The sequence below is a fragment of the Actinomadura sp. NPDC048394 genome (genome assembly GCF_040651755.1).
GTDB classification, from domain to species: domain Bacteria; phylum Actinomycetota; class Actinomycetes; order Streptosporangiales; family Streptosporangiaceae; genus Spirillospora; species Spirillospora montaniterrae.
In genome coordinates this window covers 25,755-36,701 of record NZ_JBEZJL010000099.1, presented here as the reverse complement: position 1 = coordinate 36,701, position 10,947 = coordinate 25,755, and the positions used below count along the sequence as shown (strand labels likewise).

The following is a 10,947-nucleotide window of genomic DNA, read 5'->3' as shown; positions in this document are numbered from 1 at the left end:
GGGGGGGGCGGCGCGGCCGGGGGCGGGGGGGGGGGGGGGGGCCCCCCGCGGCCGGCGCCCCGCCCGCCCCGCCCCCCCCCCCCCCGCCCCCCCCCCCACGGCCGTCAGGCGGGTGTCACGCGTTCCGGCGGGGCATCAGCAGTAGTTCATGCTGTAGCTGTACCAGGCGCCGCAGTGCGTCTTGCAGTCGCCGCTGGTGGAGCAGGTGCGGCCGAAGCAGACGCCGCCCATGATCTTGTACTCCATCCACGAGTCCGGCGGGCAGCCGGCGTCCGCGGTGGCCGTGGGAAGCAGCACCTCGATGGCGCGGGTGACGCGCCGGGTCACGCTCTGGAGCATGGTGGTCGGTCCGGCGGGGGCTAGGGGGCGACGAGCTCGGTCCGCAGGGCGGCGACGCAGGCGCCGCAGGTCGTCGAGAAGAAGCCCACCAGGGTCTCCTTGCCGAGCAGCGTCCGCTCCGTCACGGCGGTGCCGTCGAGGGCGCGGGCCGAGAAGGCCGGGATCCGGTCGATGATCCGGACGCCGGAGAAGGTCCCGGCGGCGGGCGGGCCGGCGGCCTCCAGCGCCCGCCACCGGCGGAGCACGGCCAGCAGGATGATCAGGTTCACCACGCCGACGACGCCGGCGAGGACGAGCGCGCCTACAGCGGGAATCACGACATGCGTCGTCTCCCAGAACCGTCGGGAACGGGTGGGCCGCGGCCACGCGTACATGATCACCGACCGGTGATCATGTAGCAATCGGCGGATCTTGTCAGGAATCCCGAGGTGATTCGGCGAGGAGTTCGGCGACCGCCTGCAGGGCGAGGACGTAGGACATCATCCCGAACCCGGCGATGGTGCCGGTGGCGACGCCCGCGACGACGGAGGTGTGCCGGAACTCCTCGCGGGTCGCCGGGTTGCTGATGTGCACCTCGACGAGCGGCGCCGTCCGCTGGGCGAGGGCGTCGCGCAGCCCGTAGGAGTAGTGGGTGAACGCCGCCGGGTTGAGCACGATCGGGAGCCGCTCGTCGGCGGCCTCGTGCACCCAGCGGATCAGCTCGGCCTCGTCGTCGGTCTGCCGGACGTCGACGCTCAGGTCGAGGCGGCGGCCGGTGTCGCGGCACAGCGCGGCGAGGTCGTCGAGCGTCGCCGCGCCGTACACCTCGGGCTCGCGGCTGCCGAGCCGGCCGAGGTTCGGCCCGTTCAGCACCAGCACACGCGTCATCGTGAGACCTCTCGGTAAGCGGCGGCGAGCAGGTCCTCGTCGGGGCCTTCCAGGCGGCCGGGCTCGGCGAGGCCGTCCAGGACGACGAACCGGAGGGTGGCGCCGCGCGACTTCTTGTCGATCGTCATGGTCTCGCGCAGGCCGGCCCAGTCGGCGGCGTACGAGACGGGCAGCCCGACGGACGCGAGGACGTCGCGGTGCCGCCGGACGACGTCGGCGGGCAGCCGCCCGGCGAGCCGGGCCAGCTCGGCGGCGTAGACCATGCCGATGGCGACGGCGTGGCCGTGCCTGAACTTGTAGTCCTCGGCCTTCTCGATCGCGTGCGCGAGCGTGTGCCCGTAGTTGAGGATCTCCCGCAGGCCGCTCTCCTTGAGGTCGGCGGAGACGACGTCCGCCTTGACCTGGATCGCGCGCTCGACCAGCTCGCGGGTGTGCGGGCCGGCCGGGGACGCGGCGCCCTCCGGGTCGGCCTCGACGAGGTCGAGGATCGTCGGGTCGGCGATGAACCCGGCCTTGATGATCTCGGCGAGGCCGCTGATGTAGTCCTCGTGCGGCATCGTGACGAGGGTGGCGAGGTCGCACAGCACGCCGGCGGGCGGGTGGAAGGCGCCGACGAGGTTCTTGCCCTCGGGGACGTTGATGCCGGTCTTGCCGCCGACCGCCGCGTCCACCATGCCGAGCAGGGTCGTCGGGACGAGCACGGACCGCACCCCGCGCAGCCACGACGCCGCCGCGAACCCGGCGAGGTCGGTGGTGGCGCCGCCGCCGACGCCGACGACGACGTCGGTGCGGGTCATCCCGGCCTGCGCGAACGCCGACCAGAGCCCGGCGAGCACGCCGACCTCCTTGGCGGCCTCGCCGTCGGGGACGGGCAGCGCGCGCACCGCGTACCCGGCCTCCTCCAGCGCGCCGCACACCGGGCGGGCGATCTCCGGGAGGCCCTCGGCGTGCACCACGGCGACCGTGCGGGCGCGGTCGCCGACCATCGCGGGCAGCTCGGCGAGGACGCCGGTGCCGATGACGACGTCGTAGGGGTCGGCGCCGCCGACGTGCACCCGCGCCCGCGTCATGCCGCCTCCAGCGCCTTGACGATCTCCTCGACGATGTCGGCGGGGTCGCGCCCGTCGGTGTCGACGTGCACGGTGCCGAGCCGCTCGTAGATCGGGAGCCGCTCCTCCAGCAGCTTGCGCATCTGGCTGCGCGGGTTCAGCACGAGCAGCGGCCGCGCGGACGCGAGCCCGACCCGCTTGATCGCCTCGGACAGGCCGACGCGCAGGTAGACGACGGTGTGCCCGGCGAGCAGCTCCTGCGTCTCGGCGGCGAGGACGGCGCCGCCGCCGAGCGCGACGACGCCCTCGTGCTCGGCGAGGGCCGCGGCGACCGCGGCGCGCTCCAGCTCGCGGAAGCGGTCCTCGCCGTCGTCGATGAAGATCTCGCCGATCGGCTTGCCGGCGGCGGCCTCGGCGTCGGCGTCGGTGTCGCGCAGCGGCACGCCGAGCCGCTCGGCGAGGGCGGTGCCGACGGTGGTCTTGCCCGATCCGGGCGGCCCGATCAGGACGGCCTTCGGTCGCGTCATAGTGCGCCGGTCCACTTCACTTGATGGTGAGCGAGGACAGGTATCCCCGCAGGTTGCGGGCGGTCTCCTCAGCCGAGTCGCCGCCGAACTTCTCCAGCGCCGCGTCCGCGAGCACCAGCGCGACCATCGCCTCGGCGACGACGCCGGCGGCGGGCACCGCGGTGACGTCGCTGCGCTGGTTGATGGCCTTGGCGGGCTCGCCGGTCTTCACGTCGATGGTGTCGAGCCGGCGCGGGACGGTGGAGATCGGCTTCATCGCGGCGCGGACCCGCAGCACCTCGCCGGTGGTCATGCCGCCCTCGACGCCGCCGGCCCGGTTGGTGCGGCGGCGGATCCCCTCCGGGGTGTTGTCGATCTCGTCGTGCGCCCGGGAGCCGGGGCGGCGCGCGGTGGTGAACCCGTCGCCGACCTCGACGCCCTTGATCGCCTGGATGCCCATGAGGATGCCGGCGAGCCGCGAGTCGAGGCGCCGGTCCCAGTGGACGTGGCTGCCGAGGCCCGGCGGGAGGCCGTAGGCGAGCACCTCCACGACGCCGCCGAGGGTGTCGCCGGCCTTCTTCATCTCGTCGATGTGCGCGACCATCGCGGCGGACGCCCCGGCGTCGAAGCAGCGCACCGGGCTCTCGTCGACGGCGGCGAGGTCGTCCGGGCCGGGCAGGACGCCGTCGGGCGCCTGGACCTCGCCGAGCGCGATCACGTGGCTGAGCACGTCCACGCCGAGGGCCTGCTTGAGGAACGCCTTGGCGACGGTGCCGAGCGCGACGCGCGCCGCGGTCTCCCGCGCGCTCGCCCGCTCCAGGACGGGGCGGGCGTCGTCGAAGCCGTACTTCTGGATGCCGACGAGGTCGGCGTGGCCGGGCCGCGGCTGCGACAGCGGCGCGTTGCGGGCCTGGGCGGCGAGGACGTCGGCGTCCACGGGGTCGGCCGACATGACCGTCTCCCACTTGGGCCACTCGGTGTTGCCGACCTGGATCGCGACCGGGCCGCCGAGGGTGACCCCGTGCCGGACGCCGCCGAGGATCGTCACCTGGTCCTGCTCGAACTTCATCCGGGCGCCCCGCCCATGGCCGAGCCGCCGGCGGCGCAGGTCCTCGGCGATGTCCCCCGAGGTCACGCGCACGCCGGCCGGCAGCCCCTCCACGATCGCGGTCAGGGCCGGGCCATGGGACTCCCCCGCGGTCAACCAGCGCAGCATGCCGACGATCCTATTGACTCCGCGGACCCGCGCGTGACCGCGTCCACCATCTGAGAGCCGGGCCGGTCGCGGGCAGGGCGGCGGGGACCGTCAGGCGGACGCGGCGGTCCCCCGGTTCGGCGGCGGGACGCCGTCCTTCCACGACTCGTGGCGGACGAGGTCGCCGAACGGCTTGCGCAGGCCGCGCAGCCGCTCGCGGTCGGCGGGGCGCAGCGCGCCGGGGTGGGCGCGGCCGACGGTGATCAGGCCGACGACGGCGATCTCCGGCGGGATGCCGAGGAACGCGGCGAGCTCGTCCTTGGCGCGGACGGTCGCGAACCCGGTCGCGAGGCCCTCGTTGATCGCGGTGAGCTGGATCAGCGTCAGCAGCGCGCCGGAGTCCACCCACCAGTAGGGGGCGGGCCACTCCATCTCCCGGCCGTCGACGAGCTTGTCGGCCTTGGTGTAGCGGGCGTGGTAGTCGTCCTCGCAGATGCCGAGCACCATCAGGACGGGCGCGACCGACAACCACGGCGGCTCGCCGCGGTCGGTGTAGTAGGACTCCTCGGCCAGCTCGGCGACGCGCTTGCGGGTGCCGGGGTCGGTGACGACGAGGAGGCGGTGGCCCTGGCTGAAGCCCGCGCTCGGCGCCTTGCGGACGACGGCGGTGATCCGGTCGATCGTCTCCGGCGGGACCGGGTCGGGGAGGTAGTGGCGCACCATCCGGCGGTTGGCGAGCACGGCGTCGAAGTCCACCTGGTTCCTTCCGGGGGTGTTCCTTATGGGGCTGATCAGATGCCCTGGCCGAGGCCGCCGTCGACGACGAGGGTGGTCCCGGTGATGAAACCGGCCTGCTCCCCCGCGAGGAACGCGGCGACGGCCCCGAAGTCGGACGGTCGGCCGAGCCGGCCGAGGGGGATGGACGCGGCGACCTCGTCGAGGTCCGGCATCCCCGCGACGGCGGGCGTCCGGTGGTAGCCGGGCGCGAGGACGTTGACGGTGACGCCGGCGGGCCCGAGCTCGCGGACGAGCGTCCGGGCGAACCCGGCGAGCGCGGGCCGGACGGTGCTGGACAGTCCGTAGCGCGGCGTCGGCTGCCGCATCGTCTCCGAGGCGATCATCAGGACGCGTCCGTGGCCCGCCTCCCGCATGTGCGGCAGCGCCGCCTGCACGAGCGCGATGTGGCTGAGCACGCACAGCTCGACCGCCGCGCGGAAGTCGTCCAGGCCGCGGCCGAGCACCGGGCCGCCGGGCGGCCCGCCCGCGTTGGTGACCAGGACGTGCGGGCCGCCGAGGCCGGCGGCGGTGGCGTCCACCCAGGCGGCGGACGCGGCGTGGTCGAGGACGTCGAGCGGGGTGGGGACGACGCGTCCCGGCCCGGCCTTGTCGATCTCGGCGGCGGCGCGGTCGAGGCGGTCGGGGTCGCGGCCGCAGATCGCGACGTCGGCGCCGGCGGCGGCCATCTCGCGGGCGGTGGCGAGGCCGAGCCCGCTGGTCGCGGCGGCGACCATGGCGACGCGTCCGGTGAGTCCGAGGTCCATCAGGCCGCTCCCTCCTTCTCCTCGTCCCGCGACGTCCGGTCCGGTGGGCCCGCCGCGGACGGGACGAGCGGGTAGCGGTAGCGGGCCAGCAGCGGCAGGGCGAGCGCGGTGGCGACCAGCCGTGCCGGAGCCGGCTGCGTGCGGGTCCACGCGTCGTCCTCGCGGATGCGGACGGGGCCGCGCCGGAGCCGGTCCGGGTTGCCGGTGACGGTGTGGTTGACGCCGAGGTCGGCGCGGCCGTCCGCGTCGGCGGGCGGTTCGCCGTCGAGCCCGGCGTGCGCCATGACGCGGGCGAGGGACCCGCGCGGGTCGGCGGTGAAGTCCTCGTACCGCAGCCGAAGGGAGCGGCGGGGGAACGCGCGCGCGACCCGTTCGGAGGCGAGGTTGAAGCCCGTCCAGTACGCGGTGCTGCGGGCGGCGCCCATCGCGGGGATGTACTCCTTGGCGCGCCGCCACGACTCGGCGGTGGCGCGCGGGTCGCGGACGACGTGCAGGACCCGGGCGTCCACCCCCGGCGCGCCGCACAGCGCGGCGGCCTCGGCGGGGAACTTGCCGGTGTCGACGATCAGCCGCGCCCCCGACTCCTCCGCGATCGCGGCGTAGAGCGCGGCGAGGGCGGCGACGGCGGGATGCGCGGCGCGGGCCCCGCGCGCCTCGGCGAGCCGGCGGCCGGTGTGGCGGGTGCGCAGCGCGGCCTGCTGGAGGCGGACGGCCCGTTCGGCGTGCCATTGCGGGTCGTCCCCGGCGACGCGGGCGACGACGCCTTTCCACAGCGGGCAGGACGCGACGTCGAGGCCGCAGCCGCACAGCGTGTTGGTGCCGCGGCCGAGGATCCCGTTCGTCCACAGGTAACGGAGCTCGCCGACGTGAACGACGCCGTCGCACTCCCCCAGCAGGTTGCCGAGCAGCGTCGTGCCGCTGCGGCACCAGCCGGTCACGTAGAGGACGCGGACCATCACCAGCGTCCCGCCCCGGCCACCTTCCGCACCGCCGTCACCACGTGGTCGCGGTCGCGTTCGGTGAGGTTGGCCGACAGCGGGATGTCGACCGACTCGTCGAGCCGCGCGGCGGTGACGGGGAGCTCGGCGCGCGCGCGAGCCGGGTCGGGGAACAGGAACCGCCAGTTCCAGAAGGCGCGGACGTTGGTGTCGCCGGGGTCGCCGAGCGCGCGCGTCGATGCCCTCGGCGCGCAGCGCGGCGGCGGTCCAGGCGGTCGCCTCGGCACCGGCACCCGGCAGCCGGAACACCAGCGCCTCGCCGAGGTAGGCGTGGTCGGCGACGGGACGGCGCAGCGCGATCCCGGGGACGTCCGCGAGCCGCGCGGCGACGTCGTCGTAGTTGCGGTGGTGCGCGGCGAGCCGTTCGGGCAGCCGCCGCAGCAGCGCGGACGCCAGCGCCGCGCGGATCTCGTCCATCCGCAGCCCGAAGATGGGGTAGGCGAGGTCGTCGACGGCCGGCGGCGGCCCGTCGAAGTGCCGGGCCATCCGCCCCTCGTAGGCGCCGGAGTAGACGATCGCGCGGGCGTGCACGGCGGGGTCGCGGGTGAGCAGGAACCCGCCCTCGCCGGTGTTCAGCGACTTGTCGGACTGGGTGCTGAACGCCCCGGCGTCGCCGAACGTGCCGAGCGGGCGGCCGCCGAGCCGGGCGCCGAGCGCGGGCACCGCGTCCTCGACGACGGGGATCCCGTGCTCGCGGGCCACGGCGCAGATCGCGGGCATGTCGGAGGCGAACCCGCGCATGTGCACCACCACGACCGCGCGGACCTCCGGGGTGAGGCGGCGGCGCAGGTCCGCGACGTCCAGGTGCAGGTCGTCGTCGCACTCGACGAGCAGCGGGCGGTGCCCGGCCAGCAGGATCGCGCTCGGCGTCGCCGCGAACGTGAACGCGGGACACGCGACGAGCGAGCCGGGCGGCAGGTCCAGCGCGAGCAGCGCGAGGGTGATCGCGGCGGTGCCGCTGGCGCAGGTCAGCGCGTGCGGGGCGGCGAAGAACGCGCACAGCTCCCGTTCCAGGCGGCCGGTCCGCGTCTCCGCGTGGGGGCGGTGGTCGTAGCGGAAGTAGAGGCGGGCCCGGACGGCGTCGAGCGCGGCCTCCAGATCCTCCTCCTCGATGAAGACGTCGCCCTTGTCGTAGGTGGGCCACGGGTCGGTGCGCACGGGTTCCGCGCCGTCGATCGCGAGCGGTCCCGGCTGAACGTCCACGGTCATGGCGTCTCCTCTGGGGGGAACAGGAGGCTGGCGGAGGGGGCGGGCGGCGCCAGCGCGAGCACCGGCGGCACCTCGGCGGGCCGGGCGCGGCGCAGCAGCGCGTACCCGATGCCGGACAGGCCGGCGAGCAGCCCGGGGGCGGGCTCCGGCAGGGCGGTGCGCCAGGCGTCGCGGCGCGGAGCGGGCGCGGTCCCGTCCAGGGCGGACAGGGCCTCGTGGACGGCGGCCGCGCCGTGGCAGAGCGAGTCGTCCTGGGGCGCGGCGTCCCGCAGGACGGCCGCCGCGGTCGCGAGGGATCGTTCCAGCAGGGCCGCGTCCGACCGGTACCGGGCGGCCAGTTCCAGCCGTGCGAGCGCGACCCCCGCCGCGCCCTGGCACCAGCCGGGGTCGCGGCCCGGATCCCGCTCCCCGGCGGCGAGGCTCCGCGCACGGGACGCGAACCGGGGGTCGGGGCACAGCTCGTCCAGCCTGGCCAGCGCGACGGCCGCGCCGGACGCGCCGTAGCCGAACCCGGGATCGGTGAGGTCGCGGGCGAGGAGCCGTTCCCCGGCGGCGCGGGCGACGCCCGCGAGCTGCTCGCCGGGCAGGACGGCGTGCAGGGCGAGGGCGCTGAACACCGCGCCCGCCTCCCCTTCGAGGACGTCCCCGGACGGGAGGCCGTTCCCCGGCGGGAGCAGGGCGTCGCGGGCCGCTTCGGCGAGGTCGCGGCGGCCGTGCACGGCGGCGGCGTGCGCCAGGTGGTAGACGGGCCCGAGCGGCGGGACCGTTCCCCGGACCGCGGATGCGGCGGCGACCCGCGCGACGACCTCGTCGGCGACGCGCTCCGCGAGGCTTCCGACCCACGGTTCGCCGGTCACGGCCCACAGGTAGGTCAGGAACAGCCCGATGCCGGGGAGCCCGCCGTACAGGTCGAGGCCGGCGGACGCGACACGGCGGGTCTGGGCATCGACGACCTCGACGCCGAGCCACCCGATCCGCTCGCCCGAGCGCACGGCCGACGCGTCCAGCCGCCGCACGATCTCGACCGCGTCGCGCAGCGGATCCCCCGACGCGGTGGCCGGACCTGACGCGGTGGCGGAGGTGGGGGCGGGTTCGGGGGGCAGGGCTGCGAGGCTTGCGTCGATGATGGCGGTCTGGGCGGCGAGGCCGTCCTCGTCCAGCGCGGCGAGCCGGGCGGCGGTCTCCTCCAGCGGCGGGACGGGCAGCACGCCCGGGAGGCGCGTCCCGTCCTCCAGCCACACGTCCCGGTGGCCGGGGCGGACCTCGAAGACGGGCACCTCCCCGCGCCACACCGCCGCCTTCTCCGCGGCGATGAGGGCGTCGCGGTGCGGGACGCTGGGCCAGCCGGCGTCGAGGCGGGCGAGGCCCCGCTCCCGCAGGGCGGCGTCGCGCATCTCGTCCGGGCGCCAGCTCTCCAGCAGCAGCCGGACGTAGAGGAACGTCGACAGCTGGATCAGCCGGACGGGCACGTCGGCGCATCCGTCCAGCGGGCCGCCCGGCGCGAGGAGCCCCGTCCCGGCGGACGCGAGACGGCGGTAGGCGGCGGTGTAGCCGGCGACCAGCGCGTCGCGGTGCGGACGCGGGTCGACGGTGCCGCCGCCGGGAAGGCGGAGCCGTCCGGCGGGCGGCGGGACGGTGCGGTAGCCGAGGCGGACCCGCATCCGGTCGGTGCCGGGGTCGTCGGCGAGCGGCGTCGGGATGAGGGAGCGGCGGTCGGGGACGGTGCCGAGCGGGCTGATGTCGACGCCGAAGGGCCGCTCGGTGTCCACGTCCGGCATGACGAGCGGGCCGGGCAGCAGCCCGGTGCGCAGCACGGACGTGTCCAGCCGCGCGGCGGCCGGGTCGCCGAGCCGGGCGCGGCGCGCGTTCGGCTGGGTCCCGGACGTGTGGAACAGCGCTTCGAGGTCGATGACGACGGGGTCCGCGCCCGCCGCGATCACGTTGTCGGCGTGCAGGTCGTAGCCGTGCACGGCGTGGGTGAGCGCGAGCAGCGCGCCCATCCGCCAGAAGAACGCGGGGAGGTCGGCGGGCGCGCAGGGCGCGGGCTCGATGTACTCGCTCCAGCCGCGGTCGCCGCGGTCGAGGAGGCGGGGACGGCGCAAGGGGTGCGGGACGCCGGCGTCGTTGAACCAGCCGAGGAGCCGGTCGAAGCACAGGTCGACGCCGAGGGACCGGGGCTTGTGGACGAGCGCGATCCGCTCGAACCGGACGATCGCGACGGTGCGGCCGCCGCGGTGCGTCTCCCCCTGGCCGAACTCGACGCCGGTCAGCGGGCCGAGCCCCGCGCCGCCGCCGAACGCGGCGGTGACGGCGGGCAGGTCGGCGGCCAGCTCGCGGGCGAACGCCAGCCGCGCCGACACCCAGTCGTCCAGGATCTCGACGGCCTGCCGCGCGAGGACCGGGTACGCCGCCCAGATCCGCAGCGCCCGGCCGGGGTCGGCGAGCCCGCGCACGAAGGCCGCGTACCGGTCCTGCGGCGTGGCGCCGTCCAGGCCGCGGGCGGACGCCGCCGCCAGCTCCTCGGCGAGGGCGGGCTGGACGGCCATGGTGAGCCAGCCGAGCGGCGACGTCGCGGCGAGCAGGTCGGGCAGGCCGTGCGGGACGTCCGGGCCGAGGTCGGAGAGCAGGCATTCGCGCAGGGTGCGCCGCGCGTCGTCGATGAGCGGGCGGGCCGCCTCCAGCAGCCCGAGCTCCTCGGTGGACCGGGTGCGGGACGGGGTCTCCCAGGCGGTGCGGAACCGGCGGTGCCACTCGGGTTCGGCGTCGCGCGGCTCGCCCGGGCGGGCGGCGCGCCGCCAGGGGATGCCGGCGAGCGCCGGGGCCACGGCGCTCACCGGCCGTCGTCCGGCGTCCCGGCCGGCGGCGTCCCTCCGCCGGCGGGGGCGTTCGCGGGCTCCGCCGCGCCGGCCTCCGCACCGGCCTCCGCGGCGAGGGCGGCGGCGCGCAGGGGGCAGCCGGGGGCCGGGCGGGCCGCCGGCCTGCTGCCGGTCCCGGTGGTCCCGTCAATGACCGGATCGGTGAATGCGGCGGCCCGTCCACCACTTTTCTCCGGGTGCCGCATGTATTCACCGTCCTGAGCTGGAGAAGCCAATCCGCAGAGCCGTTGTATCACGGCGAATTTCCGCCGACAAGATCGTCGGGGACCCTTTTCATTTCGCCGGACTTTGCTTACTCTCGGGCTGGCACGGCGCAAGATCGCGCCGTGCGGCATCGGCGCCGCGCGGCCTGCCCGCCCCGAGAACC

The 10,947-nt window shown here is 76.2% G+C and carries 11 protein-coding genes; all 11 read right to left on the bottom strand.

The features are described 5' to 3' along the window. Positions 1-135 precede the first annotated feature (135 nt). Positions 136-327, bottom strand: coding sequence for a hypothetical protein (locus AB0C78_RS44805; protein ID WP_360760774.1), 192 nt, complete (start codon positions 325-327; stop codon positions 136-138). A gap of 32 nt (positions 328-359) precedes the next feature. After that, the gene (locus AB0C78_RS44800) at positions 360-656 is read right to left on the bottom strand and encodes a hypothetical protein (RefSeq protein WP_360760772.1); all 297 of its coding nucleotides are present in this window, start codon (positions 654-656) and stop codon (positions 360-362) included. Positions 657-753: 97 nt separating this feature from the next. Then, positions 754-1,206 (bottom strand): type II 3-dehydroquinate dehydratase, encoded by a 453-nt coding sequence (gene aroQ, locus AB0C78_RS44795; protein WP_360760770.1) that lies wholly within the window; start codon positions 1,204-1,206, stop codon positions 754-756. Beyond that, positions 1,203-2,276 (bottom strand): 3-dehydroquinate synthase, encoded by a 1,074-nt coding sequence (gene aroB, locus AB0C78_RS44790; protein ID WP_360760768.1) that lies wholly within the window; start codon positions 2,274-2,276, stop codon positions 1,203-1,205. Before aroB ends, aroQ begins: the two co-directional genes overlap by 4 nt. Continuing rightward, on the bottom strand, positions 2,273-2,782 hold the full coding sequence (locus AB0C78_RS44785) for a shikimate kinase (protein WP_360760766.1): 510 nt from the start codon (positions 2,780-2,782) through the stop codon (positions 2,273-2,275). Before AB0C78_RS44785 ends, aroB begins: the two co-directional genes overlap by 4 nt. 16 nt (positions 2,783-2,798) lie before the next feature. Continuing rightward, on the bottom strand, positions 2,799-3,977 hold the full coding sequence (gene aroC / locus AB0C78_RS44780) for a chorismate synthase (protein ID WP_360760765.1): 1,179 nt from the start codon (positions 3,975-3,977) through the stop codon (positions 2,799-2,801). A 90-nt stretch (positions 3,978-4,067) separates the two neighbouring features. Further along, on the bottom strand, positions 4,068-4,712 hold the full coding sequence (locus AB0C78_RS44775; protein WP_360760764.1) for a nitroreductase family protein: 645 nt from the start codon (positions 4,710-4,712) through the stop codon (positions 4,068-4,070). A gap of 35 nt (positions 4,713-4,747) precedes the next feature. Then, entirely contained in the window at positions 4,748-5,497 is a 750-nt protein-coding gene (locus tag AB0C78_RS44770; RefSeq protein ID WP_360760762.1) for an SDR family oxidoreductase, read from the bottom strand. Further along, positions 5,497-7,704, bottom strand: a complete 2,208-nt coding sequence (locus tag AB0C78_RS44765; protein ID WP_360760760.1) for an aminotransferase class I/II-fold pyridoxal phosphate-dependent enzyme — start codon at positions 7,702-7,704, stop codon at positions 5,497-5,499. Before AB0C78_RS44765 ends, AB0C78_RS44770 begins: the two co-directional genes overlap by 1 nt. Beyond that, positions 7,701-10,538, bottom strand: a complete 2,838-nt coding sequence (locus AB0C78_RS44760; RefSeq protein WP_360760758.1) for a type 2 lanthipeptide synthetase LanM family protein — start codon at positions 10,536-10,538, stop codon at positions 7,701-7,703. The genes AB0C78_RS44765 and AB0C78_RS44760 overlap by 4 nt, the downstream gene beginning before the upstream one ends. After that, positions 10,535-10,765, bottom strand: coding sequence for a hypothetical protein (locus AB0C78_RS44755; RefSeq protein WP_360760756.1), 231 nt, complete (start codon positions 10,763-10,765; stop codon positions 10,535-10,537). Before AB0C78_RS44755 ends, AB0C78_RS44760 begins: the two co-directional genes overlap by 4 nt. Positions 10,766-10,947: the final 182 nt, after the last annotated feature.

Excerpts from the sequence above, each read along its gene's own strand:
- AB0C78_RS44785 (WP_360760766.1), bottom strand. The coding sequence starts at position 2,782 with ATGACGCGACCGAAGGCCGTCCTGATCGGGCCGCCCGGATCGGGCAAG.
- aroC (WP_360760765.1), bottom strand. The coding sequence starts at position 3,977 with ATGCTGCGCTGGTTGACCGCGGGGGAGTCCCATGGCCCGGCCCTGACC.
- aroQ (WP_360760770.1), bottom strand. The coding sequence starts at position 1,206 with ATGACGCGTGTGCTGGTGCTGAACGGGCCGAACCTCGGCCGGCTCGGC.
- AB0C78_RS44765 (WP_360760760.1), bottom strand. The coding sequence starts at position 7,704 with ATGACCGTGGACGTTCAGCCGGGACCGCTCGCGATCGACGGCGCGGAA.
- AB0C78_RS44770 (WP_360760762.1), bottom strand. The coding sequence starts at position 5,497 with ATGGACCTCGGACTCACCGGACGCGTCGCCATGGTCGCCGCCGCGACC.
- AB0C78_RS44755 (WP_360760756.1), bottom strand. The coding sequence starts at position 10,765 with ATGCGGCACCCGGAGAAAAGTGGTGGACGGGCCGCCGCATTCACCGAT.
- aroB (WP_360760768.1), bottom strand. The coding sequence starts at position 2,276 with ATGACGCGGGCGCGGGTGCACGTCGGCGGCGCCGACCCCTACGACGTC.